Origin of the sequence: Amycolatopsis sp. NPDC059027, from assembly GCF_042739735.1 — a bacterium.
Lineage (GTDB): Bacteria > Actinomycetota > Actinomycetes > Mycobacteriales > Pseudonocardiaceae > Amycolatopsis.
Map to the genome: position 1 here is coordinate 1 of NZ_JBHYIK010000087.1, position 26,056 is coordinate 26,056.

The window sequence follows — 26,056 nt, forward strand, 5'->3', positions numbered from 1 at the left end:
GTCGGGTCCGTCCGTCCCCGCGAACGGTGCGAGTGCCGCCCAGTGCCCCCCCGACACTGCGAGCGCGGCGGCCAGCACCCGCGGCCGGGCCCCGGCGGCGCCCGCGGGGCTCTGGTTAGCCCCCCCCCGCCCCGCCCGCCCCCGCCCCCGGCCCCCCGGGCCCCCCACAGTCCGGCGATCCGCCGTCAGAGGTACTGACCCGTGTTCGTCGCGGTGTCTATCGCCCGGCCGGAATCCTGGTTCTTGCCGGTGACGAGCGTGCGGATGTAGACGATCCGCTCGCCCTTCTTGCCGGAGATCCGGGCCCAGTCGTCCGGGTTGGTGGTGTTGGGCAGGTCCTCGTTCTCCGCGAACTCGTCGACTATCGCGTCCAGCAGGTGCTGCACGCGCAGGCCGGGCTGTTTGGTCTCCAGCACCGACTTGATCGCCGACTTCTTCGCCCTGTCCACGATGTTCTGGATCATCGCGCCCGAGTTGAAGTCCCGGAAGTACAGGACTTCCTTGTCCCCGTTGGCGTAGGTGACCTCCAGGAACCGGTTGTCGTCGCTCTCCTCGTACATCCGCTCGACGGTGTGCTGGATCATCGCGTCGAACGTCGCCTTGTGGTCCCCGCCGAACTCGGCGAGGTCGTCGGCGTGGATCGGCAGGCCCTCGGCCAGGTACTTGGAGAAGATGTCCTTCGCGCCCTCGGCGTCCGGCCGCTCGATCTTGATCTTCACGTCGAGCCTGCCGGGCCGCAGGATCGCCGGGTCGATCATGTCCTCGCGGTTGGAGGCGCCGATCACGATGACGTTCTCCAGCCCTTCCACACCGTCGATCTCCGACAGCAGCTGGGGAACGATCGTGGTCTCGACGTCCGACGACACACCGCTGCCGCGGGTGCGGAAGATCGAGTCCATCTCGTCGAAGAACACGATCACCGGGGTGCCCTCGGAGGCCTTTTCCCTGGCCCGCTGGAAGATCAGCCGGATGTGCCGCTCGGTCTCGCCCACGAACTTGTTGAGCAGCTCGGGACCCTTGATGTTCAGGAAGTACGACTTCCCGTCCGCGGAGTCGCCCCGCGCCTCGGCCACCTTCTTGGCCAGCGAGTTCGCCACCGCCTTGGCGATGAGCGTCTTACCGCAGCCGGGCGGACCGTAGAGCAGGACGCCCTTCGGCGGCCGCAACTGGTACTCCTGGTACAGATCCGCGTGCAGGAACGGCAGTTCGACCGCGTCCCTGATCTGCTCGATCTGCCGGGTGAGACCACCGATGTCCTCGTAGCGAACGTCCGGCACCTCCTCCAGCACGAGATCCTCGACCTCGGCCTTCGGCACCCGTTCGTAGGCGTACCCGGCCTTGGAGTCGACCAGCAGCGAGTCACCCGGCTTGAGCGTCTGCTCGGCCAGCAGATCCGACAGCAGGACGACCCGCTCCTCGTCCGCGTGCCCGACGACGAGAGCGCGCGCGCTTCCGCCTTCCTCCTCCGCCGCCAGCACCTCGCGCAGTGCGCACACTTCGCCGGTGCGTTCGTAACCGCCGCCTTCGACGACGGTCAGTGCCTCGTTGAGCCGCAACGCCTGACCACGGCGCAGCGAGGCGATCTCGACCGCGGGCGACACCGAGACCCGCATCTTGCGGCCCGCGGTGTAGACGTCCACCGTGTTGTCCTCGTAGGCGGTCACGAACACGCCGTATCCACTCGGCGGCTGTGCCAGTCTGTCGACCTCTTCCCGCAGTGCCAGCAGCTGGCCACGGGCCTCGCGGAGGGTTTCGACCAGTTTCGTATTGCGCTCGGTGAGCTGGCTCACCCGTTCCGACGCCTCGGCGAGACGTTGCTCGAGTACGCGATTCTGCCGCGGCGAATCGGTCAGCTTGCGACGCAGCAGCGCCACTTCCTCTTCGAGAAAACGGATCTGTCGTGCCTGCTCACTCGCCGTCGCCGGGGCTCCGGTCGCTTCTGAAGGGTCGGCCTCCTCGCGCCGACCTCCGGGAAGGTCATGATGCATCGGGCACCTCCTCGGAGTGCTTTTCATTCCACGGTACCGGCGATCACCGACAATAAAAGGCCTTTCCGCATCACAAGATCGGCGCGTCGCGGTTTCTTCACTCACTCAGCACGGACATTCCCCCAGCGCAAGCGGCCATTTCGGTGTCCGGTGGCCGCGCTGCGCCACGGCCTGGCGTGTCGCGCGAAGCGAGCAACGGCGAAGTACCCGCCCTCGGTCGCGTCAAACCGGTCCCTCCCGGCCGGTTCCGCCCTAACAGCGCGAGGACGGGGCAGGGTGGCTAGCATCGGGCGGACGCACACCGGACCGGTGGCCTGGCCTTTCGCGACAGCACTAGGGGGACGAGTCATGACCTACCCGCCGCAGCAGCCCGGCGGCTACGGCCAGCAGCCCGGTCACTACGGGCAGCAGCAGCCCGACCCGTACGGGCAGCAGCAGTACGGCGGGTACCCGCAGTCCGGTCCGCACCAGCAACCCGGCGCGTATCCCGGTGAGACACAGCAGTTCGGCCAGCCTGCACCCTACGGGCAGCCGCCGCAGGGCGGGTACCCGCAGTCCGGTCCGCAGCCGCAGCCCGGCTATCCCGGTGGGACGCAGCAGTTCGGCCAGCCGGATCCGTACGGTCAGCAACCCGGCCACGGCGATCCCTACGGTGGATTCGACGCGTACCCGCAGGGCGGCTACGGCGAAACACCGCCGCCCAAGAAGAAGACCGGGCTCATCGTCGGTATCGCGATCGGCGCCGTGGTCCTCGTCGGTGGTGGGGTGACCGCCCTCGTCCTCGCGCTGAACAGCGGCGACGACAAGAACACCACCGCGGCGCCGCCCTCGAGCAGCCAGGCCGCGCCCCCACCGCAGACCTCCGCGCCGAAGTCCTCTTTCCCCAGCGCGAGCAGGTCGAGTTCGCCGAGCGCGTCCAGCTCGAAGCCCGCCACCGGTCCCGCTCCCGGCGGCAAGGGCAACCCGCAGGAGCTGTTCGACGCGGTCGTTTCCGACTACCTCGCCGGCGACGGGAAGTCGCTGGAGACCCGGGTCTGCCGGGCCAACACCAACGGCAAGCCGATCGACCTCGACAAGGTCCAGGTCGAGCTGACCTCCCCCGCCGTCATCAGCCAGGACGGCCAGAAAGCGACCGCACGGTACCGGGCCACACCGAACGGCAAGACCGCGGAAGGCACGTTCACCGCGAACAAGGAGTCCGAGGTCTGGTGCCTGTCGGAAGTCAAGGCGGACAAGAAGTGACGAGGCCGCCGCCGCGGTGAAACGCCAGCTGGTCGCCGGATCGGTGCTGCTCGGCGCGGTGGTCGCCGGGGCGGTGCTCGGGCTGCTGCTCATCGCGCCGTCCGGCTCCGACCCCGCGCCCGCGCCGACACCGGCCGCGCCGCTGGCGCCGACGTCCCGCACTCCGCCCGAGGCGGACGTCGCCGCGGTGAACGTCGCGGCCAGGGCCATCGCGGACGCCATCACCCGGCACGACTCGGCCGCCTACGGCAAACTCACCTGCCGCACGCAGACCGCCGAAGCGCTGGCCAACCTCCAGCGCACCTGGGACACCGCGGGCGAGGTCACCGCGACACTGCCGAAGGCACCGGACATCCGCGGCGAGTCGGCGACGGTCGTCGTGCACGTCGAGGGCTCGGCCGGGATCAAGGACACGCCGTTCCCGCTGCACAAACTGGACGGCCGCTGGTGTGTCCCCGGCTGAACCGCCGGGTCAGCCCTTGCTCGGCCTGCGGTGGACGCGCGGCGACAGCGTCCCGTCGGCGAGCCTGCGCGCGGTGAGCAGGAACGCGGTGTGCGCGACCATCCGGTGGTCGGGGCGGACGGCGAGGCCGACGACGTGCCACGGCCGGATCAGCGACTCCCACGACTGCGGCTCGGTCCAGCACTGCTGTTCCCGCAAGGCTTCCGTCACCCGCGACAGCTGGGTCACGGTGGCGACGTAGACGGTCAGCACCCCGCCGGGAACCAGATGCGCGGCGACGTTGGGCAACTGCTCCCACGGGGCCAGCATGTCCAGTACGACGCGGTCCACCTCGCCGGTGTGCGTGGCGAGGTCGGCAACCGTGAGCGACCAGTTGTCCGGTTTCTCCCCGAAGAACTTGACGACGTTGCGCTCGGCGTGTTCGGCGTGGTCGTCCCGGATCTCGTAGGACGACACCTGGCCTTCGGGGCCGACCGCGCGCAGCAGCGAGCAGGTCAGCGCGCCGGAACCCGCGCCTGCTTCCAGCACCCGCGCGCCGGGGAAGATGTCGCCCCACATGACGATCTGCGCGGCGTCCTTCGGGTAGATGACCTGCGCGCCGCGCGGCATCGACAGCACGTAGTCCGGCAGCAGCGGGCGCAGCGCCAGGTATCCGCTGCCGCCCGTCGACGTCACGACCGAACCCTCGGGCTTGCCGATCAGCTCGTCGTGCGCCAGCGCGCCCCGGTGCGTGTGGTACTCCCCGCCGTCGGCGAGCGTGATCGTGTAGTGCCGCCCCTTCGAATCGGTCAGCTGAACCCGGTCACCTGCACGAAACGGTCCGCTGACCGACAACTGATCCTCCACGCTCACACCGCATTACCGAGGAGAGATCTTCGCAGGTGGTCTCGCCGGGCATCACGCTGGGTGCCTGCCACGGCTCAGTGCCGCGCGCAGGTCTTCGCGCCGGAGCACACCCGCCGGACGGCCTTCGTCGTCGACCACGAGGAACTGCCAGGCCGGGGTTTCCCTGACCCGCTCGGCGATCTCCTCCCCCGGTTCGGAGGCGAGCAGCACGGTCTCGGCGCGGATCGGCTCGGCGGCGAGTTCGGCGGGCGCGTGCGGAGACGTCCCCGCGAGCTGTTCGGCCGCGGACTCGTCGAGCAGTCCGGCCGCGACGCCGTCCGCCCGGACCAGCACCACCCCGCGACCCGCCGAAGCCGCCAGCGCGTCCGACACCGGGCTCTCCGCGGGCAGCTGGAGCACCGGGCGGACCAGCTCGCTCAGCACGAGCCCGTCCGGCCAGCTGCGCCGGGTCTCCGCCGCGAGTTCGGCGCGGGCGCCGAGGATCACGAACCACGCGGTGATCACGCAGACGCCGAGCCGCAGCCAGCGGTCCTCGCTGCCGGTCGCCAGGCCCCACATCGCCCAGACCAGCAACGCCGTGGCCACCACGGCTCCACCGGCGACGGCGGCGCGGGTGCCCTTGGCCCTGGCGCCGGTCACGGCCCACACCCCCGCACGCACCAGCCGCCCGCCGTCGAGCGGCAGGCCCGGCAGGAGGTTGAACACCCCGACCGCGAAGTTCGCCACCGAGCACTCCGCGACGAGCAGCCACACCGGACCGTCCGGGACCGCGAACAGCAGCAGCGCGCAGAACCCGCCGAGCAGCAAGGACACGATCGGCCCCGCGGCCGCGACGAGCCCCTCCTGGCCGGGCCGCCGGGGCGTCCGCGCCACCTCCGCGAGCCCACCCAGCAGGAACAACCGGACCCGGCGGACCGGGATCCCCAGGCGGAGGGCGACGACGGTGTGGCCGAGTTCGTGTGCCAGCACCGACAGGCCCAGCAGGACCGCGAACGCCGCGGCCAGCAGCCACGAGGTCAGTGTCGACGCCTCCGGCAGCAGCCGCCCGACCAGCGGCGCGTACAGCACGACCACGATCAGCGAGCCGATCCACCACGACGGGGCGAGCAGCACGGGAACGCCGGCCACCCGGAACAGCAGCAACCCGCCCTCCGGGGTCGAGACGGTGCGAGAGGGCCCTGCGCCGTGCTGGCTGGTCGCCGACATACCTCGCAGCGTAAGGCCCGTGGTGTGGGGACGCGGTGATCCGGGTGCCCCCGGGACGGGTGGTGTCGCTCATTCGCGCCCGAGCCCCGCCGACGCGTTTCGCACGCCGGGACTGTCGGTGCCCGGCGCTACGCTCTGCCCATGCCCGACACCGAGACGGTCACAACTGACGTGCTCCCCACCGCGGCGGCGGCATCCGGGGCGGCTGCCGGCACCCCGCCGCGCAGACGGCCCGCGCTGTCCCCGTCCCGGGCGAGTGACTTCAAACAGTGCCCGCTACTCTACCGGTTCCGCGCGGTCGACCGGCTGCCGGAGGTGCCCAGCAAGGCCCAGCTGCGGGGCACGCTCGTGCATTCGGTGCTGGAGCGGCTCTTCGCGTTGCCCGCCGCGGACCGGGTGGCCCCCCGTGCGAAGGAACTGCTCGAACCGGCGTGGACGGAGCTGTCCGCCGACCGTCCGGAGTGGACGGAGCTGTTCGAAGGCGAGAACGCCGAGGAGACGTCGGACTGGCTCGCCTCGGCCGAGAAGCTCATCGACGCCTACTTCGGCCTCGAAGACCCGCGACGGCTGGAGCCCGAGGCGTGCGAGCTGCACGTCGAGATCGAGCTGGGGTCCGGCGTGCTGCTGCGGGGCTACATCGACCGGGTCGACGTCGCCCCCACCGGCGAGATCCGGGTTGTCGACTACAAGACCGGGGCGGCGCCGCGCGAGATCGGCGAAGCCAAGGCCATGTTCCAGATGAAGTTCTACGCGGTCGTGCTGTGGCGGCTGCGCGGCGTCGTGCCACGCCAGCTCAAGCTGATGTACCTCACCGACGGCCAGTCGCTGGCCTACACGCCGGACGAGGCCGAGCTGGTGCGGTTCGAACGGACGCTGGAAGCCATCTGGCAGGCCATTCTCAAGGCGGGCAAGACCGGGGACTTCCGGCCGAACCCGAGCAAGCTGTGCGGCTGGTGCGATCACCAGGCGCACTGCCCGGAGTACGGCGGGACACCGCCGCCCTACCCTGGCTGGCCGGAGCCGGACGCCGGCGAAGAGACCGCGCTGGACAGGGCGGACTGACAGCGATGGCGGACGCGTTCTACCTCCCGCTGCCCGACGGCCGGCTGCTGGCGACCCCGCACACCGCGGGACCGTGGTCACCGGATTCGCAGCACTTCGGCCCGCCTTCGGCGTTGCTCGTGCGTGCGCTCGAAGCGGCCGAAACGGGCTCGCATCCCGGGCTGCTCGCCAGGGTCACCGTCGAGATCCTCGGCCCGGCACCGGTGGCGGCGGAGCTGTCCGTGCGCTCGTGGCTCGACCGGCCCGGCCGGTCCGTCGAACTGCTGGGCGCGGAACTCGCCGCCAGGGACAAGGTGATCGCGCGGGCCTCGGCGTGGCGGATCGCGACGTCGGACACCGCCGCGGTCGCCACCGGCGACGTCGCCCCGCTCCCGCCGCCGGAGGACTGCGAGGAGGCGCCGTGGCCGCCGGGCTGGCAGGGCGGCTATCTCGAGGCGATGGAATGGCGCACGATCCGGGGCGGGGCGACCGAGCCCGGCCCCGCCGCGGTGTGGGTGCGGCAACGGCTCCCGCTCGTCGACGGCGAGGAGCCGAGCGCGCTGCAGCGTCTGTTCACCGTGGCCGACTCCGGCAACGGCGTGTCGAACTTCCTGCCGCTGGACCGCTGGTGGTTCATCAACTCCGAACTCACGGTGCACGTACGCCGCCCACCGGCGGGCGAATGGATCGGGCTCGACGCGGCCACCGTCGTCGGTCCCCACGGGGTCGGCACCGCCACGAGTACGCTGCACGACGGCGCCGGTCCGGTCGCCACCGGCGCGCAGGCCCTGCTGGTCCGGCCGCGACAGGCCGGAGGCGGATAGCTGGGCGCGAAGGCACGGGATCCAATAACCTTCGCGGAACGACGGGACAAGGGAGCGCTCCGGCATGCAGATCACCTCGGTGGTCAACCAGAAGGGCGGGGTCGGCAAGACCTCGCTGAGCGTCGGCGCCGCGGCCGCGCTGGCGGAGCGGGGCCGCCGGGTGCTGCTCATCGACCTGGACCCGCAGGGGCATGCCACCACCGAGATGCTCGGCCTGTCCGAGGTACCGGTGGACGCGCCGAGCCTGGCCAAGGCGCTCACCAAGCTGTGGAAGGGCCCGCTGGAGGAACTCGTCGTCGCGCACCCGCGCAGCAACCTCGGCCGCGGCGGCGCGTTCGACGTCATCCCGACGTCGCCGGGGATGTTCGACCTGATCCGGCGACTCGACCAGTTCCGGGTGCCCGGCTGGCAGCTGGCCAGGGTCATCCAGTTCGCGAACTACGACCACGTCATCATCGACTGCCCGCCCGCGCTCGACGTGCTGACCAACAACGCGCTCGCCGCGTCGCACGGGATCCTGGTGCCGGTGCAGCCGGACAAGACCAGTATCCGCGCGCTGCGGTTGCTCGGTGACCAGGTGCGCTACGTCGAACAGACCGTCGGGCGGCAGCCGATCGCCTGGTACGGCCTGGTTCCCGGGCTCTACCGGCGGCCGATCTCGCACTACGCCGCGGCGGCGCTGCAGGAGATGTACAACTTCGGCATCCCGATGCTCTCGCACATCCCGCTCGGCGTGGTGATGAACGAGGCCGCCGCGAACGGCGTCCCGGTGACCACATACGCGCCGGAAACCCTGCAGGCGGTGTCGTTCCGGGAAATCGCCGAGACGCTGGACGGCTATCTCGCGCAGAACCCCGGCCCGATCGAGCCCGCGGAGGAGGAGTTCGTCTTCGAGGACTTCATCTCCGAGGTCGCCGTTGCCCGCAACCACAACGACAACGGCGCGAGGAAGAAGCTCTACGACCTCATGCCGAAGAAGCCCCCGCGCCCCCGCTAAGGCAGGTCGGAGTCACCGCCGAGATTCTCGATCATCCGGCGCAGCACGTTCAGTGCCGCGACGTACTCGTCGGTCGTGATGCCGAGATGCGTCTGAACGTGGGCCCTGGCGGTGTGCTCCCGGGCCCGTGCGAGCCCGGCACGCCCCGCCTCGGTGAGCGTCAGTGTTCCGGCTTCCTCGGCGAGCCAGCCCCGATCGGCAAGATCGTCGAACACCGCCGCGAAGTCGGTGTCCTGGTCGTCGAACGGCGAAAGCCGCGCGGTCAGCCGCTCCCGGTTCCAGCCGCCGGGGTCACCCGCGACGTGGTTGAGTGTCCACCAGTGCGGCTGGGTCAGGTTCTCTGTCGCCAGTTCGGCGCGAATCCGGCCGACCACGGCCCGGTACGCGGCACCGCTCCAGTACCCGATCGGCTGCGCGGCCAGCTGTTCCCGCGTGTAGTTCTTCATGTCCACCATCCTGGAAGCTCCAGATTGGTGGAGGTCAAGCACATGGACGAAGCTCCGGCGCCCCGCCGAGGGGCACGCGCGGAGCTCCGTCCAGCGGTTCCGGAGCTGTCTCCGAAGCCGCACACTGGCGACATGAATCCACCAAACAGAACAAAGTGGACAGTCAGCGCCGTCGCTGCCCTGTCCTGCCTCACGATCGTCGTCCCGGACACGGCCGCGGCCGGCCCCGCTACGGACTGCGAGGCCGCTTTGACCGCGCGGCCGCACTGGACCGTGCGCTGCACGTCGCCCCACACCGTCACGATCCACCTGCAGCACTGGTGGCACTGGCTCGACTCCACCGAGAGCCACTACGACGTGTGGGACATCGACCATGCGGTCCAGCCGGGGGTGCCGTGGACCGACGGGCTGCAGTTCCTGCCCGAGGTGCTCACCGAGCGGCTCTGCGTCGCCGCCTTCCAGGACAAGACGGTGCCGATCTCGCCCCAGCTCTGCCGCTGAGGCGCCGGGCTCACAACCGGCAGGAGCGGATGTCCGAGGCCAGCACTGCCTTCGCGCCGGCCTCGGCCAGCTCGTCCATGATCCGGTTGACCTCCTTGCGCGGCACCATCGCGCGCACCGCGACCCAGTCCGCGTCGGCGAGCGGAGCGACGGTCGGCGACTCCAGGCCCGGGGTGATCGCGATGGCGCGGTCCAGCAGCGACCGCGGGCAGTCGTAGTCCAGCATCATGTAGTGCTGGGCGAACACCACGCCCTGCAGCCGCGCGGCCAGCTGCGACTTCGCTTTCGCTTCGGCGGCACCCCTGCGCTGCAACAGCACCGCCTCGGACACACAGATCGGGTCGCCGAACGCGACGAGGTTGTGCTGGCGCAGCGAACGTCCCGATTCGACGACGTCGGCGATCGCGTCGGCGACCCCGAGCTGGATCGAGATCTCGACCGCGCCGTCGAGCCGGATGACCTCCGCCTCCACACCGTGGCGCTTGAGATCGTCGCGAACCAGGCGCGGGTACGATGTCGCGAGCCGCTTCCCTTGCAGGTCCTCGGGTTTCCAGTCGCGTCCGGCCGGGGCGGCGTAGCGGAAGGTCGACCCGCCGAAGCCCAGCCCGAGGATCTCCTCGACCGGAGCGCCGGAATCCAGGGCGAGGTCCCGGCCGGTGATGCCGAGGTCGAGTTCGCCGGAACCGACGTAGATCGCGATGTCCTTGGGGCGCAGGAAGAAGAACTCGACGTCGTTGACCGTGTCGAGCACTGTCAGGTCACGCGCCTCATGCCGCTTGCGGTACCCCGCCTCGCTGAGCATCTCGGCCGCGGCGGCGGCGAGGGCTCCCTTGTTCGGCACGGCGACACGCAGCATTTCGGTTCTCCTCGGATTCGGCGCGCGAAGGCGTCACAGGTAGCGGTACACGTCCTCGGTCGAGAGGCCCCTGCCGAGCATGAGCACCTGCACCCGGTACAGCAGCTGGGAGATCTCCTCGGCGAGGCGCTCGTCGGACTCGTGCTCGGCGGCGATCCACACCTCGCCCGCCTCCTCGAGAACCTTCTTGCCCTGCGCGTGGACACCCGCGTCGAGTGCGACGACGGTGCCGGAACCGTCGGGACGGGTACGCGCGCGCTCGGCAAGCTCGGCGAACAGCTCATCGAAGGTCTTCACGATCTGCAGATCCTTCCATCCCCGCCCCGGGCCCGCCGCTCCGGGCCGTCCGCGTGCCGCCGATGTCACACCACCGGGGCCGGACCCGCGGCGGCTAATTCGGTTTGCCGGAGCCGCCGGGTGCTGGACCATGCGGACATGCGCTTCTCGATCAACATCCCGAACTTCGGGGACTTCGCCGATCCGAGGGCCGTCGTGACCGTGGCCGAGGCCGCCGAGCAAGCGGGCTGGGACGGGCTGTTCCTGTGGGATCACGTGGTGCACGACAAGGACAAGCGTCAAGGGCAGCCCTTCGGGGAGCCGTGGATGCTGCTGACCGCGGCGGCACTCGCGACCTCGCGTATCCGGCTCGGCACGCTGGTCACCCCGGTCCCCGGGCGGCGCCCGGAGCAGCTCGCCCGGCAGGTCGCCACGCTCGACCATCTCAGTGGTGGGCGGGTGGTGTTCGGCGCCGGTCTCGGCGGGCCGATCAAGGACGAGTTCGGCAGCTTCGGCGACGAGACCGACCCGGTCCTGCTGGCGGAGCGTCTCGACGAGAGCCTGGGGCTGCTGGACCGTTACTGGTCGGGTGAGCCGGTGAACCATCGCGGACGGCACTACACCGTCGAGGACGTGACCCTGCTGCCCGCGTCGGTGCAGCGCCCTCGTCCGCCGGTCTGGGTCGCCGGGATCTGGCCGAACCGCAGGCCGTTCCGCCGGGCCGCGCGCTGGGACGGCGTGGCTCCCCTGTTCACCGCCGCGGGGCACGGCGTGATCCCACCACTCGATCAGGTCCAGGATCTGGTCGGCTACGTCCGGCAGCATCGCGAGGACCGAGTCGCCGATCCCTTCGAGATCGTCCTCGGCGGCGCCACCCCGGGCGACCCGGCCGAGGCACGCGACCGGATCGCGCCGCTGGCCGAGGCCGGTGCCACCTGGTGGGACGAACGGCATCTCCAGACCGGCGACGAGTTCGACCGCCTCACGCCCGTGCTGCGCCGCATCGACCAGGGCCCGCCCGCCTGGTGACCGATCCTCCGCCCTCCCCCGGCTCGCGTGCAAGCGTGGCAAGAACGGAACGACCTCTCGGCGAGCATCGAGCAGAAAACCGGGACTCGGCTCCACCCCGCTCAGCCGATGTAGATACGCCTCCGTACCGCACGTTTGCCGAATACGATCCCGGCGTGCTCACCACGCGTCTTGATCTCGATCGCATCCACGCGGCCCGCCGCGTGATCGACCCCATGTACCTGAACACCCCGATGTACCGGTGTGATGCGCTGGGACGCCGCCTCGGCTGCACTGTGAGCATCAAACTGGAAACGGCGAACCCGGTGCGCAGCTTCAAGGCCCGGGGTACCGAGCTCGTTGCCAGCCTGCTCACCGAACAGGGCCGGACCGCCGTGGTGTGCGCCAGCGCCGGCAATCTCGGCCAGGCGCTTGCCTGGTCGGGTCGCCGCCGCGGCCTCGACGTGACGGTGGTGGCATCCGTGCGGGCACCCGTTGCCAAGCTTGATCGGATCCGCGCGCTGGGCGCGGAACTGGAACTGGTGGACGGCGACTTCGAAATGGCCCGGGAGCGAGCTGCGCGTATCGCGCACGAGCGCGGCATCCGGTTGCTGGAAGACAGTCTGGACATCGAGACATGTGAGGGCGCCGCGACGATCGGCCTCGAGCTGGCGGGCGGGGAATCCACGTTCGACGCTGTTCTGATCGCCCTCGGTGGCGGGGCGATGGCCACCGGCGTGGGCTACGTCCTGAAGACCTTCGTACCGGGAGCCGAGGTGATCTGCGTGCAGCCCATCGGAGCGCCGGCGTTGACCCGCTCGTGGCACGAGCGCCGCGTCGTCACCACCGAGTCGGCCGACACCATCGCCGACGGCGTCGCCGGGCGGTTCCCCATTCCAGACGTCCTGGACGACCTCCTCGTGGTGGCCGACGACGCCGTCCTTGTCCGCGAGTCGTCGATCATCACGGGCATGCGGCTGCTCCTGGAACACACGGGCCTGGTCGTCGAACCCTCAGCAGCTCTCGGCGTCGCCGCCATCCTGGAAGACCGCGACCGTTTCGAAGGCCGTCACGTCGTCACCGTGATCTGCGGCAGCAACGTCGACCTGGCTGCCTATCACCGCTGGGTTCATCGGTAACCGGACGACGCCGAACTCACCGACCACCCGCACGGGGTGCAGGCCGTGCCCCAGCTGCGTCGTCCGGGCCGCGTGAGCCCGTCCGGCTCAGAACAGTGTGCCGTGTTCCTGCTCGAAGTCGAGCAGGTAGCGCTTGCGGTCCAGGCCGCCGCCGTACCCGGTGAGCGAGCCGTTGGCACCGACCACGCGATGGCACGGCACGATGATGCCGATCGGGTTCTTCCCGTTCGCCAGGCCGACCGCACGGGACGCCGACGGCTTGCCGAGGAGGTCGGCGAGCCGGCCGTAGGACCGGGTCTCGCCGTACGGGATGTCGCACAGCGCGGTCCAGACCAGCCGCTGGAACGGGGTCCCGCCGAAGCTGAGCGGGATGGTGAATTCGTGGCGCTGTCCCGCGAAATACTCCTTCAGCTCGGCCTCGGTGCGAGCGAAGATCTCGGCGCCGGGGTCGCTCCGGCCGAAGGTGGTCTCGTCGGGGCGATGCCGTTGCCGCTCCATGTAGAGCCCGCAGAGCGCGTCGTCCTCGGCGACGAGGGTCAGCGGGCCGCAGGGGCTGTCGACCACGGTATGGGAACGCATGGATTCTCCTTGCCGGGTAAGCGAAGTCAGGCGGCGGGCAGGTGGTTGATCGGGTGATCGCCGGTCGCCCACAGGTGCTGGGTGGCGTAGGCCCGCCAGGGACGCCACGATTCGGCGTGCGCGGTCATCGCCGCCGGGCTGCCGAGCCCGAGCGCGGCGCCCGCGTTCTTCACGCCGAGGTCGGTCGGGAGGAAGGCGTCGGGGTCGCCCAGCGACCGCATCGCGATGCTTTCGACCGTCCACGGGCCGAACCCGGGCAGGGCGGACAGCACCGCCCTCGCCTTGCCCCAGTCGCTTCCGGCACCGAGGTCGAGTTCGCCGAAGGCCAGTGCGTCGATGAGTGCGAGCAGGGTGCGGCGACGGCTCTTCGGCATCGCGAGCGTCTCCGGGTCGAGGTCCGCGAACGCTTCGGCGTTGGGGAACAGGTGCGTGAGCCCGCCCTCGGAGTCCTCAATGGACAGACCGTGCGCGACGACGAGCCTTGCCGCGTGCGTGCGGGCCGCCGCCGTCGAAACCTGCTGGCCCAGTACGGCCCGGACGGCGAACTCGTCGCCGTCGGTGGTCCGCGGGACGCGACGGCCGGGCGCGGCCGCCACGAGCGGGGCGAGCACCGGGTCCTTCGCGAGCTGGTCGTCGACGGCGATCGGGTCCGCGTCGAGGTCGAGCAGGCGGCGGCAGCGGCTGATCGCGGTCGCGAGGTCCCGCAGATCGGTCAGGGTGAGGCGGCAGCCGATGAAGCCGTCGTCGGGGCGGAGGGCGACGACACCGTGCCCGTGCGGTAGCCGAAGCGTGCGCCGATAGGCGCCGTCACGCCACTCCTCGACGCCGGGGACCGCGGTCGCGACCAGGTGGCCGAACAGGTTGTCCGGGAACAGCGGGGCGCGGTAGGGCAGGCGCAGGGCGAGGGTGCCCGCCGACCGTTCCGTCCGGCCGCGAGCCCGGCCGCGCAGCTCCGTCGGGGACAACGCGAACACCTCGCGGACGGTGTCGTTGAACGTCCGGATACTGCCGAAGCCGGCGGCGAGCGCGAGTTCGGCCATCGGCAGTTTCGTCGTCTCGATGAGCATCCGCGCGGTCTGCGCGCGCTGCGCCCTGGCCAGTGCCAGTGGCCCCGCGCCGAGTTCGGCCATCAGCTGCCGTTCGATCTGCCGGACGCTGTAGCCGAGGCGCGCCGCCAGCCCGCCGACGCCGTCGGTGTCGACGATCCCGTCCGCGATCAGGCGCATCGCCCGCGCGACGAGATCGGCGCGTTCGTTCCACTGTGGAGAGCCGGGGCTGGCGTCGGGACGGCACCGTTTGCAGGCGCGGAATCCGGCCTGCTGCGCCGCCGCCGCGCTCGGGTAGAAGCGCATGTTCTCCGGTTTCGGCGGCACGACCGGGCAGCTCGGACGACAGTAGATCCGGGTCGTCGTGACGGCGGTGTAGAACCATCCGTCGAACCGCGCGTCCTTCGCCTGGACCGCCCGCACACACCGCTCGAAGTCCTCATGCACCCGTCCAGCATCGCGGACCCACGACCGGCGGGCTAGCGAAAATGCGACATCTACGTGAGCGCCACGGCCTCAGGGCAGCAGGGCGGCGAGCGTCGCCGCGTCCACTCCGACGAGGGAGTCGCGGAACACCCGCCGCTCCCCCGGCTCGACCTCGACGTCGTTGGGCACGACGAGCACGGTGCAGCCCGCCGCGGCGGCCGACTCCGTGCCCGGGGGCGAGTCCTCCACCGCCATGCACCGCACCGGGGACACCCCGAGCAGTCCGGCGGCCTTGAGGTAGGGCCGGGGATGCGGTTTGTTCAGCCCGTCCACCTCGTCCCCGCACACCGTGACCTCGAAGAACTCGCGTCCGATCGTGTTCAGCGCCAGGTCGGTCAGCTCGCGCTCGGTCGAGGTGACCAGCGCCATCGGGACACCCGCGGAACGCAGCGCCGCCAGTGCTTCCCGCGCTCCCGGCCGCCACGGCAGCGCGTCGTCGAAGAGCCCGGACGTGCGGCGGCGGATCCACTCGTTGGTCTCCGCGACCTTCTCCGGTGTCACCGTGTTCCCGGTCACTTCGAGCAGGCACGTCGAGGTGGCGTCCATATTGGACCCGACGAGGGTCATCCGCCGCTCTTCCGAGAGCGTGCCGCCCAGCCATTCGGCCGCCTCGTAGAGTGCGACGTCCCACAGTTTTTCCGAATCGACGAGCGTGCCGTCCATGTCCCACAACACGGCGGCGAGTCCGTCCGATGTGGACGGTGAGGCCACGGGTCCCCCTTCTCGGGTCAGGTGTTGAAATACTTCGCTTCGGGGTGGTGGCAGACGATCGCGTCGGTCGACTGCTCCGGGTGCAGCTGGAACTCCTCGGACAGCTTGACGCCGATCCGTCCCGGCTCCAGCAGCTCCACGATCTTCGCACGGTCCTCCAGGTTCGGGCACGCCCCGTACCCGAGCGAGAACCGGGCACCCCGGTAACCGAGCTTGAAGAACTCCTCGACGTCGTCCGGATCCTCCTCGGCAACCGCCGTACCGCTCGCGAACCGCAGCTCCTGCCGGATCCGGCAGTGCCAGTACTCCGCCAGCGCCTCGGTGAGCTGCACACCGAGCCCGTGCACCTCGAGGTAGTCGCGGTAGTTGTTCCCGCCGAACAGCTCGTTGGCGTACTCGGCGATCGGCTGGCCCATCGTGCACAGCGTGAACGGCACGACGTCGACCACGCCCTCCTCCAGCGCCCGTTCCCGCGGCCGGTAGAAGTCCGCCAGGCACAGCCGCCGGTCGCGGCGCTGACGCGGGAAGGTGAAGCGCGTCCGCTCCGGCGCGTCCGGCCGGGGCTCGGTCAGCACCACGACGTCGTCGCCGTCGGCCACGCACGGGAAGTAGCCGTAGACGACCGCGGCGTGCGCGAGGACGCCGTCCGCGGTCAGCTTGTCCAGCCAGTACCGCAGTCGCGGCCTGCCCTCGGTCTCGACCAGCTCCTCGTAGGTCGGCCCGGCACCGCCGCGGGCGCCCTTGAGCCCCCACTGCCCCATGAACGTCGCGCGCTCGTCGAGCATCGCCGCGTAGTCGGCCAGCGCGACACCCTTGACCACGCGGGTGCCCCAGAAGGGCGGTGTCGGCACCGGAACGTCCGTGGCGACGTCGGAGCGTGCGGGCGGCGGCTCTTCGAGCGCTTCCTGCTCGGCCTGCTTCGCCTTGCGCGCCTCGGCGATCCGCAGCGACCGCTCCCGGCGTTCCTTGCGCTCCTGACGCTTCTTCTCCGCCTCCGCGTCCACGATCGGTGTCTCGCCGCGTTTGGCGGCCATGATCGCGTCCATCAGCCGCAGCCCTTCGAAGGCGTCCCTGGCGTAGCGGACGTCGCCGAGGTACAGCTCGGTCAGATCGTTCTCGACATACGAGCGGGTGAGCGCGGCACCGCCGAGCAGCACGGGCCAGCGCGCGGAGACGCCACGGGAGTTCATCTCCTCGAGGTTCTCCTTCATGATCACCGTCGACTTCACCAGCAGCCCGGACATGCCGATCGCGTCGGCGCCGGCCTCCTCCGCCGCGTCGAGGATCGTGGTGATCGGCTGCTTGATCCCGAGGTTGACCACCTCGTACCCGTTGTTGGACAGGATGATGTCGACGAGGTTCTTGCCGATGTCGTGCACGTCCCCGCGTACGGTCGCCAGGACGATCCGGCCCTTGCCGCTGTCGTCGTCCTTCTCCATGTGCGGTTCGAGGTGCGCGACCGCCGCCTTCATCACCTCGGCCGACTGCAGCACGAACGGCAGCTGCATCTGGCCGGAGCCGAACAGCTCGCCGACGGTCTTCATCCCGGCCAGCAGCGTGTCGTTGATGATCTCCAGCGCGGGCCGCTGCGTCAGCGCCTCGTCGAGGTCGGCGTCGAGCCCGTTGCGCTCCCCGTCGACGATCCGCCGTTCCAGCCGCTCGAACAGCGGCAACGCGGCCAGCTCCTCCGCGCGGGAGGCCTTCGACGACGCCGTGCTGACGCCCTCGAACAACGCCATCAGCTCCTGCAGCGGGTCGTAGCCCTCCCGGCGCCGGTCGTAGACCAGGTCGAGCGCGACCGCGCGCTGTTCGTCCGGGATGCGTGCCATCGGCAGGATCTTCGACGCGTGCACGATCGCGGTGTCGAGGCCCGCCTGGACGCATTCGTGGAGGAACACCGAGTTCAGCACCTGCCGGGCGGCCGGGTTGAGCCCGAACGAGACGTTCGACAGCCCCAGCGTGGTCTGCACGTCCGGGTAGCGCCGCTTCAGTTCGCGGATGGCCTCGATCGTCTCGATCGCGTCCTTGCGCGACTCCTCCTGGCCGGTGCAGATCGTGAAGGTCAGGGTGTCGATGATGATGTCGCTCTGCCGCAGGCCCCAGTTGCCGGTCATGTCCTCGATCAGCCGGGCGGCGATCTCGACCTTCTTCGCCGCGGTGCGGGCCTGGCCCTCCTCATCGATCGTCAGCGCGACCACCGCGGCGCCGAACTCCCTGGCCATCGCCATGACCTTCTGGAAACGCGACTCCGGCCCGTCGCCGTCCTCGTAGTTCACCGAGTTGATCGCGCACCGGCCACCGAGACGCTCCAGGCCCGCGCGCAGCACGCCGACCTCGGTGGAGTCCAGCATGATCGGCAGCGTCGACGCGGTCGCGAGCCGTCCGGCCAGCTCGGCCATGTCGGCCTCGCCATCGCGGCCGACGTAGTCCACACACAGGTCCAGCAGGTGCGCGCCGTCGCGCGTCTGGTCGCGGGCGATCTCGACGCAGTCCTCGAAGCGGCCGTCGAGCATCGCCTGGCGGAACGCCTTGGAGCCGTTGGCGTTGGTCCGCTCGCCGATCATCAGCACGCTGGCGTCCTGCTGGAACGGCACGGCCTGGTACAGCGAGGACACGCCGGGCTCCGGGCGCGGGCGGCGCTCGGCAGGCCGCAGCTCGGCGACCGCCTCGGCGAGCTGGCGGATGTGCTCGTCGGTGGTCCCGCAGCAGCCACCGACCAGCCCGACGCCGAACTCGCCGACGAACCCGGTGAGCGCCTCGGCGAGACCTTCCGGGCTCAGCGGGTACACGGCGCCGTTCGGCCCCAGTTCGGGCAGTCCCGCGTTCGGCATGACCGACAACGGCACCCGCGCGTGCTTGGACAGCTGCCGCAGGTGTTCGCTCATCTCGGCGGGCCCGGTGGCGCAGTTCAGGCCGATGAGATCGATGCCCATCGGCTCCAGCGCGGCGAGCGCGGCGTTGACCTCGGTGCCGAGCAGCATCGTCCCGGTGGTCTCGACGGTGATCGAGGCGATGATCGGGATACGCCTGCCCTCGGCGGCCATCGCGCGGTGCGCGGCGATGATCGAGGCCTTCGTCTGGAGGATGTCCTGGGTGGTCTCGACGATGACCGCGTCGGCGCCGCCCACGACCAGCCCGCGGACCTCCTCGAAGTAGGCGTCACGCAGCGTGGTGAACGGGGCGTGACCCAGCGTCGGCAGCTTGGTGCCGGGACCGACGGAGCCGAGGACGAACCGCGGCCGCTCCGGCGTCGAGAACTCGTCGGCCACCTCGCGGGCGAGCCGGGCCCCTGCCTCGGCGAGTTCGAAGATCCGCTCGGGGATGTCGTATTCGGCCAGGTTCGCGTAGTTGGCACCGAACGTGTTCGTCTCGACAGCGTCCGCGCCGGCCGTCAAATATCCCCGATGGATACCGCGGACTACATCCGGACGGGTGATATTCAGTATCTCGTTGCACCCCTCGAGACCTGCGAAATCGTCGAGGCCGAGGTCGTGCGCCTGCAGCGCGGTCCCCATCGCACCATCGGCGACCAGGATCCGGGTGCGGAGTGCGTCGAGCAACGGCGAGGAGAGGCGATCGGACATGCTGAACAGCGTACGGCGGGAGGGTCGTAGGCTGGTCAAGTGAGTGAGCCCGTCGACGAAACCCAGCGGCCTGATGAGCCGGGCAGCGCCCCGGAGCCCGATCGCGCCGAAGAGAACCGCCCCCTGATGGTCGTCGCCTTCGAAGGCTGGAACGACGCGGGCGACGCGGCCAGCAGGGCGGTCGAGCATCTGCAGCTCAACTGGGACGCCACGCCGCTGGCCGAGCTGAGCCCCGACGACTACTACGACTACCAGGTCAGCAGGCCCACCGTCCGCATGGTGGACGGCGTCACCCGGCGGATCGACTGGCCCACCACGCGCCTGTCGGTGTGCCGGCCGGACGGCCTCGACCGGGACGTCATCCTGGTACAGGGGCCCGAGCCGAACATGCGCTGGCGGGCGTTCTGCGCCGAGCTGCTCGAACACATCCAGCAGCTCGACGTAGCCGTCGTCGTCACGCTCGGCGCGCTGCTCGCCGACACCGCGCACACCCGGCCCGTGCCGGTCACCGGGACCGCGTACGACAAGGAGACCGCGTCCCTGTTCCACCTCGACCTGAACAACTACCAGGGCCCGGTCGGCATCACCGGGGTACTGCAGGACTACTGCGTCCAGGCGGGCATCCCGGCGGTGTCCATCTGGGCCGCGGTCCCCCACTACGTCTCGCACCCGCCGTCGCCGAAGGCCACCCTGGCGCTGCTGCGCAAGCTCGAGGACGTCCTCGACGTCGAGATCCCGCTCGGCGCGCTCCCGGAGCAGTCCGAGGAGTGGCAGCGCACGGTCACCGAGATGGCCGACGAGGACGAGGAGATCAGCGAGTACGTCCGCGGGCTGGAGGAACGCGGCGACGCGGAAAGCGAATTCACGCTGGAAGACGTCAGTGGCGACAAGATCGCCGCCGAGTTCGAACGCTACCTGCGCCGCCGCAGGCCAGGACAGGACGGCCCCGGCCTGCGCTGAGCGGTACCGCCAGGCGTCAGGACGGCCAGAGGACGCGGCGCAACGGGACCGGGCCACGGGCCCGTTTGCGCCATTCCCGCGGGTAGCCGAGCGACACCTCCTCGAACCGGACACCGTCCGCCTCGGTCGTGCGCGGGATGTGCAGGTGCCCGTAGACGGCGACCTCCGCGCGGTAGCGCAGATGCCAGTCCTCGGTCCGCGTCGTGCCGCACCACAGCGCGAACTCGGGCCAGTAGAGCGGTGCCGTCGGGTGCCGGTGCAGCGGCCAGTGCGACATGAGGATCGTGCCGTGCTCGGCCGGGATCGCGTCGAGCCGCTCGACGCTGGTCTTGAGCCGGTCCGCGCACCAGGCCTGGCGTGTCGGGTAGGGGTCGGGGTGAAGGAAGTACTCGTCCGTGCAGACCACCCCGGCGTCGCGGGCCTGCTGCAGCGCGACCTCCAGTGACTTCCCCTCGGCGGCGGGCGTGCGCCAGCTGTAGTCGTAGAGCACGAACAGCGGAGCGATCGTCAGCGGGCGTGCCGCGTGCCGCCACACCGGGAACTCGTCCTCCGGGGTGAGGACGTCGATCGCGCGGCAGCGCTCGACCAGGTGCTCGTACCGCGCCTGGCCCCGCAGCTGGCATTCGTCCTTGCCGGTGGTCCACAGCTCGTGGTTCCCCGGCGTCCAGATCACCTTCGCGAACCGCTCCCGCAGCACGCGCAACGTCTCGATGACCGACTCGGCCCGTTCCGCGACGTCCCCCGCGACCAGCAGCCAGTCGTCCGGGGATTCCGGCACGACGTCGTCGACGATCGGGGCGTTGCCCTCATGGGTCACGTGGAGGTCGCTGGTGGCGAAGAGATGTGGCACTCCACCACGTTAACCATCCCGGCGCCGGACGCGACGGTGAACGACGAATCGCACACCCTGAAAGACCGCGAACGTGGTCCTGCTCGCCCCTAGGGTGTCGGACATGGACGCGGATGGCTGGCTGGCGGACACGCGGACGTCCTACGACACGGTCGCCGTCAGTTACGCCGATCAGCTACGTGGCGTTGTCGAAAGCGCGCCGTATTTGCGGGCGGCGCTGGCCCTGTTCGCCGACGCCGTGCGAGCGGCAGGGGACGGACCGGTGGCGGATATGGGCTGCGGACCGGGGCACGTCACCGCCCATCTGGCCGGGCTGGGCATCGACGCCTTCGGCATCGACCTCTCGCCCGCGATGATCGAAGTGGCGCGGCGTGATCATCCCGGCCTCCGGTTCGAGGTGGGGTCGATGACCGACCTGGATCTCGCCGACGGTTCGGTCGCCGGTCTCCTCGCCTGGTGGTCGCTGATTCACCTGCCCGACAGCGTGGTGCCCTCGGTTTTCGGGCACTTCCGGCGGGTGCTGCGCCACGGCGGGCCGCTGCTCATCGGCTTTCACGTCGGTCGCGAGGTCCGGCTGAAAACCACGGGCTACGGCGGGCATCCCATGAAGGTCCAGGTCCACCGCCGACAACCTGGGCAGGTGGCGGCCTGGCTGCGTGACGCCGGATTCACCGTCGAAGCCCAGCTGCTGCTCGACCCGGACGAGGACGTCCCGCAGGCCCTGCTTTTCGCCCGCCTCCGAGGAGCGCCGACCGATACTCCCGGATAGGTTTCCGGCGCGCGACGAGCACGATCAGGCCCGCCAGGAGGTAGAGACCCGCTTGCGCGTCGAGCAAAACCGCTGAGCCGAGCACGGGGATCAACGCGCCCGTGAGCAGCGCGCCCACCGACGCCCCGGCGGCGACCACGGCGAACACCGTGCTGAGCACGCGGCCGGCCCGCTCTCGGGGCACGACGCTCTGGACCTCGGCGAGCTGCCCCGCGCCGATCAGGACCGCCGGTGCGCCCACGGCCATGAACAGCCCCACGTACGCCCCGATCACCGTCGTCACCGCGGCGAGATTCCAGATCACCGCGGACAGCACGCCCATCGCCAGCGCGCCCCAGCCCAGTAACGCGGCGGGCGCGATCCGGCGGGCGATCGTCGCCAATGCGAGCCCCGCGACCAGTCCCCCGATCGCCTGGACGCCGCGCAGCAGACCGGCGTCGGCTTCGCTGCCGCCCAGGGTGTCGAGCACATAGACCACGAAGAGCACCAGGAACATGCCCTGGGCCACCGATCCGAACACCAAAGCCGCGCCGACCGGTCGCAGCCGCCGGTGCCGGGCCAGCTCCCGGAGACCGTCCACCCAGGCTCGGAGCACCGGCTCGCGAGCACCGACGTGTGGGGTGTTTTCCTTACGGCCGAACGGTTTGAGCAGCAAGAGCACCGCCGCCGCGAGGGCAGCGACGTAGCCGAGCACCACCGTGCCGAGGCCGGAGGCACCGAGCAGCGCACCACCGAGCCAGCCTCCGGCCAGCCGCGCGACGTTCCCGTTGACACTCATCAGGCCGTTCGCCGCGGTGACGTCGGCGACGCCGACGAGCTGCGGTACCAGCGCGCTGCGCGCCGGTTCGAACGCCGAGGCCAGCCCCGCTTGCGCCGCCATCACCACGTACACGACCGGCGCCCCGGAGAACGCCAGCAGCGGCAGCACGACGATCGCCTGGCCCACCGCGACCGCGCTCATGACCAGCCGCCGGTCCCACCGATCCGCGACCACCCCCGCGATGGGGCTCAGCAGCACCATCGGCAGCATGCCGAGCACGATGCTCAACGCCGTCGACGTCGCCGAACCGGTGGTGCGGAACAGCTGGAGCGGCAGCGCGACCTGGAGCATCCACTCGGCGCTCTCGGCGAAGAACGCCGCCACCCACAGCCTTCCGAAACCCGGCTCCCCCAGCGGCCCCTTCACACGCCCGGCCGTCCGTCGGGCGCGATGCGGGGGAAGGCCCGCAAGCCGACGTGCACCGGTCGCGCGTCCTCCGGCACATCGGTCCTGATCGTTCCGACGTACGGCCGGACCAGTGCGTCGATCGCGTCGGTCAGCCGGGCCAGCTCCGCCGGCGTCACCCGCAGCGCGTAGGTGCTGAGGCCACTCGCCTCCCGCCACTCCGGCTCCAGCTCGTCCACGGTGTCGAGGAATCGCCGGGTCAGCTCCTGCTCGCGCGCGAGCGCCGTGCCGACGACGGCGAGCCGGGCCCGCCGCGACGCCGGATCGGCCGGTTCGCCGAGATCGAGGCCGACCTGGCAGGCCCGCCACGGACGTTCGCGGCCATCCTCGGCTTCGGCCCGTTCCACCAGGCCGTGCTGCGCGAGCCGACGAAGGTGCCAGCTGCAGTTCGACGCCGTCGACCCGACCGCGATCGCGCACTCGCTCGCCGTGCGCGGGCCCACGGCCATCAGGTGATCCAGGACGGCCGAGCGCAACGGATGGGCCAGCGCCCGCATCAGCTCCACGTCCTCGATCCGCTTGCGTGGTGGCAGCCGAGTCATCGATCCCCCTTGTGAAAGCTTTCTTTCGAAAGTCTTCTTTCAGAGTTGCAGCCGATCTGCGGAGTGTCAACGGCTTCCGATACCCTTGACCCGTCAGTCACTGCACAGGGCAGCGACTGCTCCCATTCGCTACTGCTTTGGACGCCGCCGTGCCCGACCAGCGAGAACTCGCCACAGCCGCCGCGCTGGCGCTCCCCCACTTCCTCAGCTCCACCGTGCGGTTCCACGCGGCCGTCGCCGAGCGCCTCGGGGTGACCGCCACCGAACTGCACTGCCTCCACCTGGTCAGCGGCGGCGTTTCGGACTCCCCGACCGAACTCGCGGGCCTGCTCGGCATGACCACCGGCGCCTTCACCCGCATGCTGGACCGCATGGAGCGCGCCCGGCTCGTCGAACGCGTCCCGGATCCGGCGGACCGGCGCAGGCTCGCCGTGCGGCCACTCCCGGATCGGCTCGCCGAACTCGCCGAGCTGTACGCCCCGCTGGCCCGGTTCTTCGGCGACCGGCTCGGCGGCTTCGACCGCCGCCAGCTCACCGCGCTGCTCGGGTTCCTCGCCGACGGCCGGGCGATCGCCGAACGCGAGACGACGCGCCTGCGCGAGTCGCCGGGTCACGTGACCCGCGTCATACCGAGTTGACTAACTCTACTGGTGTTGCGTTAAGCTGATCGCACTATGAGGAACTGAACCGCGCCCTCCCCGCTTCCGAGGCCGCGCCCGGTCGAGCCGACGCTCCCGTGCGCCACGACGCCCAGTGGGGATTCCCGCATTCCACCCAGGGCTCGGTGATGCTCCATGTCTCGTACGCTTTCCTTGCAGGCCAACGACCTCGTCTTCGGCTACGGCGCGCGTGTCGTGCTCAACGGCGTCTCGCTCATCGCCTCCGCCGGGCAACGCGTGGGCCTCGTCGGCGAGAACGGCGCCGGGAAATCGACGCTGTTGCGGCTGCTCGCCGGGCTCGAAGAACCACGCTCCGGCGACGTCCGGCGCGGCGACGACCTCGGCTTCCTCCTCCAGGAGTTGCCGTTCCCCGCCACAGCGGCGTTCTCCGACGTCATCGACGACGCGCTCGCCGAGATCCGCGCGGCCACCGTGCGGCTCGACGAACTCACCGCCGCGATGGCGGAGCGGCCCGACGACGTAGCGGTACTCGAGGAATACGGCCAGGTGCTCGACTGGGCGCAGGCCCATGACCTGTGGGACGCCGACCGGCGTGCCGAACTCGTCTGCGACGGGCTCGGACTCGGCGGAATCGACCCGCGGCGGGAACTCGGCACGCTGTCCGGCGGCCAGCGCTCCCGGCTCGGGCTCGCCGCGCTGCTCGTCCGCCGTCCGGAGACACTGCTGCTGGACGAACCGACGAACCACCTCGACGACGCGGCGATGGAGTTCCTCGAACGCCATCTCGCCGAACTCACCGGCGTCGTCGTGCTGTCCTCGCACGACCGGGTGTTCCTCGACGCGGTGTGCACGGACATCGTCGATCTCGACCCGGCACCGGCGGACCGGCTCTCCGGTGGCGCGACGCGCTACGGCGGCTCGTACTCCGCCTACCTCGGGCAGAAACGGGCCGAACGCGCCCGCTGGGAGCAGCGGTACGCGGAAGAACAGGAGGAGCTCAAAGAGCTTCGCGAGACTGTCGCCGTCACCGCGCGAAACGTCGCGTACGGCCGAGGCCCGAGGGACAACGACAAGTTCATCCACCACTTCAAGGGCGCGCGCGTCCAGAAGACGATCGCCCGCCGGGTGCGCGACGCCCAGCAACGACTCGAGGAGCTGGAACGTGATCAGGTCCGCAAACCGCCCGCTCCCCTGCGCTTCGCCGCCGCGCTGACCGGCAAGACCACCGGAGACGGCCCCGCGATCTCGATCCGGGAACTGGAGGTCCCCGGACGGCTCAGCGTGCCCCGGCTCGACGTCACCGGGGCGGCCCGGCTGCTCGTCACCGGCGGCAACGGCGCCGGCAAGTCGACGCTGCTGTCCGTGCTCGCGGGACGGCTCGCGCCCGCGAGCGGGACCGTCCACTTCGGACACGGGGTGCGGGTCGGGATGCTCGATCAGGACGTCGAGTTCGACGATCCGGCCAAGACCGCGCATCAGGTGTACCGGGAGGCGCTGGGCGAGGAGGCTCCGCCGATGAGCCGTCTCGGCCTGCTCGCCTCCCGCGATCTCGGGCGACCGGTCGGCGCGCTCTCGGTCGGTCAGCGTCGCCGCCTCGCGCTCGCTGTGCTGCTCGCCCAGCCACCGGACGTGCTCCTGCTCGACGAGCCGACGAACCACATCTCGCTGGCACTGGCCGAGGAGTTGTTCGCCGCGCTGGGCTCGGCGCCGGGCGCGGTGGTGATCGCCTCGCACGACCGCTGGCTGCGCCGGGGCTGGACCGGTGACCGGCTCGAACTCGCCGACGGCAAGGTCGCGTAGGCGATGCCCCGAAGACCAAGTCCGTGGGGGTCTCCTTGGGCCCGCAAGGAG

General features: G+C 70.7%; 25 protein-coding genes. 12 read left to right on the top strand and 13 right to left on the bottom strand.

The annotated features are described in order from the left end of the window. Window positions 1-185: 185 nt before the first annotated feature. A complete protein-coding gene (gene arc, locus ACFWY9_RS38945; protein ID WP_378323173.1) occupies window positions 186-1,988 on the bottom strand; it encodes a proteasome ATPase in 1,803 nt (600 codons plus the stop codon). 348 nt (window positions 1,989-2,336) lie between these two features. Here arc and ACFWY9_RS38950 point away from each other — a divergent pair, with 348 nt between their 5' ends. Both ACFWY9_RS38950 and ACFWY9_RS38955 read left to right on the top strand, forming a co-directional pair. Next, on the top strand, window positions 2,337-3,230 hold the full coding sequence (locus ACFWY9_RS38950) for a hypothetical protein (RefSeq protein ID WP_378323172.1): 894 nt from the start codon (window positions 2,337-2,339) through the stop codon (window positions 3,228-3,230). Window positions 3,231-3,246: 16 nt separating this feature from the next. Further along, the gene (locus ACFWY9_RS38955; RefSeq protein ID WP_378341246.1) at window positions 3,247-3,693 is read left to right on the top strand and encodes a hypothetical protein; all 447 of its coding nucleotides are present in this window, start codon (window positions 3,247-3,249) and stop codon (window positions 3,691-3,693) included. A 9-nt stretch (window positions 3,694-3,702) separates the two neighbouring features. On the opposite strand, the gene ACFWY9_RS38960 is transcribed toward ACFWY9_RS38955, so the two are convergent. Together ACFWY9_RS38960 and ACFWY9_RS38965 are read right to left on the bottom strand one after the other, a co-directional pair. Continuing rightward, window positions 3,703-4,527 carry a tRNA (adenine-N1)-methyltransferase gene (locus ACFWY9_RS38960; protein ID WP_378323430.1) on the bottom strand — a complete coding sequence of 275 codons (825 nt, stop codon included), beginning with the start codon at window positions 4,525-4,527 and terminating at the stop codon, window positions 3,703-3,705. A gap of 63 nt (window positions 4,528-4,590) precedes the next feature. After that, window positions 4,591-5,745, bottom strand: coding sequence for a M50 family metallopeptidase (locus tag ACFWY9_RS38965; protein WP_378323170.1), 1,155 nt, complete (start codon window positions 5,743-5,745; stop codon window positions 4,591-4,593). Between the two features lie 141 nt (window positions 5,746-5,886). Between ACFWY9_RS38965 and ACFWY9_RS38970 the strand changes: the two genes are divergently transcribed. The 3 genes from ACFWY9_RS38970 to ACFWY9_RS38980 all read left to right on the top strand — a co-directional run bounded on the left by ACFWY9_RS38970 (window position 5,887) and on the right by ACFWY9_RS38980 (window position 8,607). Then, window positions 5,887-6,807, top strand: a complete 921-nt coding sequence (locus ACFWY9_RS38970) for a RecB family exonuclease (RefSeq protein ID WP_378323169.1) — start codon at window positions 5,887-5,889, stop codon at window positions 6,805-6,807. Window positions 6,808-6,812: 5 nt separating this feature from the next. Then, window positions 6,813-7,610: a thioesterase family protein gene (locus ACFWY9_RS38975; RefSeq protein WP_378341247.1), complete on the top strand. Its 798-nt coding sequence runs from the start codon at window positions 6,813-6,815 to the stop codon at window positions 7,608-7,610. Between the two features lie 64 nt (window positions 7,611-7,674). Then, window positions 7,675-8,607 (top strand): ParA family protein, encoded by a 933-nt coding sequence (locus ACFWY9_RS38980; protein ID WP_378323167.1) that lies wholly within the window; start codon window positions 7,675-7,677, stop codon window positions 8,605-8,607. Here the strand turns inward: ACFWY9_RS38980 and ACFWY9_RS38985 are convergent. Then, complete coding sequence (locus tag ACFWY9_RS38985) at window positions 8,604-9,053, bottom strand: MarR family transcriptional regulator (protein ID WP_378341248.1); 450 nt, start codon at window positions 9,051-9,053, stop codon at window positions 8,604-8,606. The two genes, ACFWY9_RS38980 and ACFWY9_RS38985, sit on opposite strands and share 4 nt — an antisense overlap. A gap of 132 nt (window positions 9,054-9,185) precedes the next feature. Here ACFWY9_RS38985 and ACFWY9_RS38990 point away from each other — a divergent pair, with 132 nt between their 5' ends. After that, window positions 9,186-9,554, top strand: a complete 369-nt coding sequence (locus ACFWY9_RS38990) for a hypothetical protein (protein ID WP_378341249.1) — start codon at window positions 9,186-9,188, stop codon at window positions 9,552-9,554. 10 nt (window positions 9,555-9,564) lie between these two features. Here the strand turns inward: ACFWY9_RS38990 and hisG are convergent, their stop codons facing one another. Both hisG and ACFWY9_RS39000 read right to left on the bottom strand, forming a co-directional pair. Further along, window positions 9,565-10,410 (bottom strand): ATP phosphoribosyltransferase, encoded by an 846-nt coding sequence (gene hisG, locus ACFWY9_RS38995; RefSeq protein WP_378341250.1) that lies wholly within the window; start codon window positions 10,408-10,410, stop codon window positions 9,565-9,567. Window positions 10,411-10,443: 33 nt separating this feature from the next. Then, the gene (locus tag ACFWY9_RS39000; protein ID WP_013226745.1) at window positions 10,444-10,707 is read right to left on the bottom strand and encodes a phosphoribosyl-ATP diphosphatase; all 264 of its coding nucleotides are present in this window, start codon (window positions 10,705-10,707) and stop codon (window positions 10,444-10,446) included. A gap of 138 nt (window positions 10,708-10,845) precedes the next feature. Here ACFWY9_RS39000 and ACFWY9_RS39005 point away from each other — a divergent pair, with 138 nt between their 5' ends. Further along, entirely contained in the window at window positions 10,846-11,715 is an 870-nt protein-coding gene (locus ACFWY9_RS39005; RefSeq protein WP_378323164.1) for an LLM class flavin-dependent oxidoreductase, read from the top strand. A gap of 155 nt (window positions 11,716-11,870) precedes the next feature. Further along, window positions 11,871-12,833, top strand: a complete 963-nt coding sequence (locus ACFWY9_RS39010; RefSeq protein ID WP_378341251.1) for a threonine/serine dehydratase — start codon at window positions 11,871-11,873, stop codon at window positions 12,831-12,833. Between the two features lie 87 nt (window positions 12,834-12,920). Here ACFWY9_RS39010 and ACFWY9_RS39015 read toward each other — a convergent pair whose 3' ends face one another. From ACFWY9_RS39015 to metH, 4 genes are all read right to left on the bottom strand, one after another. Further along, complete coding sequence (locus tag ACFWY9_RS39015; protein ID WP_378341252.1) at window positions 12,921-13,412, bottom strand: methylated-DNA--[protein]-cysteine S-methyltransferase; 492 nt, start codon at window positions 13,410-13,412, stop codon at window positions 12,921-12,923. Between the two features lie 26 nt (window positions 13,413-13,438). Continuing rightward, window positions 13,439-14,905, bottom strand: a complete 1,467-nt coding sequence (locus ACFWY9_RS39020) for a DNA-3-methyladenine glycosylase 2 family protein (RefSeq protein WP_378323161.1) — start codon at window positions 14,903-14,905, stop codon at window positions 13,439-13,441. A 69-nt stretch (window positions 14,906-14,974) separates the two neighbouring features. Then, on the bottom strand, window positions 14,975-15,655 hold the full coding sequence (locus ACFWY9_RS39025) for an HAD family hydrolase (RefSeq protein ID WP_378323160.1): 681 nt from the start codon (window positions 15,653-15,655) through the stop codon (window positions 14,975-14,977). Window positions 15,656-15,672: 17 nt separating this feature from the next. Further along, entirely contained in the window at window positions 15,673-19,239 is a 3,567-nt protein-coding gene (metH, locus tag ACFWY9_RS39030; protein WP_378323159.1) for a methionine synthase, read from the bottom strand. A 39-nt stretch (window positions 19,240-19,278) separates the two neighbouring features. On the opposite strand from metH, the gene ACFWY9_RS39035 reads away from it, so the two are divergent. Then, entirely contained in the window at window positions 19,279-20,199 is a 921-nt protein-coding gene (locus ACFWY9_RS39035) for a PAC2 family protein (protein WP_378323158.1), read from the top strand. Between the two features lie 16 nt (window positions 20,200-20,215). Here ACFWY9_RS39035 and ACFWY9_RS39040 read toward each other — a convergent pair whose 3' ends face one another. Beyond that, window positions 20,216-21,049, bottom strand: a complete 834-nt coding sequence (locus ACFWY9_RS39040) for a metallophosphoesterase family protein (RefSeq protein WP_378341253.1) — start codon at window positions 21,047-21,049, stop codon at window positions 20,216-20,218. Between the two features lie 103 nt (window positions 21,050-21,152). On the opposite strand from ACFWY9_RS39040, the gene ACFWY9_RS39045 reads away from it, so the two are divergent. Continuing rightward, window positions 21,153-21,818, top strand: coding sequence for a class I SAM-dependent DNA methyltransferase (locus ACFWY9_RS39045; RefSeq protein WP_378323156.1), 666 nt, complete (start codon window positions 21,153-21,155; stop codon window positions 21,816-21,818). On the opposite strand, the gene ACFWY9_RS39050 is transcribed toward ACFWY9_RS39045, so the two are convergent. Together ACFWY9_RS39050 and ACFWY9_RS39055 are read right to left on the bottom strand one after the other, a co-directional pair. Continuing rightward, on the bottom strand, window positions 21,718-23,004 hold the full coding sequence (locus tag ACFWY9_RS39050) for an MFS transporter (protein WP_378341254.1): 1,287 nt from the start codon (window positions 23,002-23,004) through the stop codon (window positions 21,718-21,720). The genes ACFWY9_RS39045 and ACFWY9_RS39050 overlap by 101 nt on opposite strands. Beyond that, complete coding sequence (locus ACFWY9_RS39055) at window positions 23,001-23,585, bottom strand: ArsR/SmtB family transcription factor (protein WP_378341255.1); 585 nt, start codon at window positions 23,583-23,585, stop codon at window positions 23,001-23,003. The genes ACFWY9_RS39050 and ACFWY9_RS39055 overlap by 4 nt, the downstream gene beginning before the upstream one ends. Window positions 23,586-23,734: 149 nt before the next feature. Between ACFWY9_RS39055 and ACFWY9_RS39060 the strand changes: the two genes are divergently transcribed. Together ACFWY9_RS39060 and ACFWY9_RS39065 are read left to right on the top strand one after the other, a co-directional pair. Continuing rightward, window positions 23,735-24,223, top strand: coding sequence for a MarR family winged helix-turn-helix transcriptional regulator (locus ACFWY9_RS39060; RefSeq protein ID WP_378323152.1), 489 nt, complete (start codon window positions 23,735-23,737; stop codon window positions 24,221-24,223). Window positions 24,224-24,379: 156 nt separating this feature from the next. Further along, on the top strand, window positions 24,380-26,005 hold the full coding sequence (locus ACFWY9_RS39065; RefSeq protein WP_378341256.1) for an ABC-F family ATP-binding cassette domain-containing protein: 1,626 nt from the start codon (window positions 24,380-24,382) through the stop codon (window positions 26,003-26,005). Window positions 26,006-26,056 lie beyond the last annotated feature (51 nt).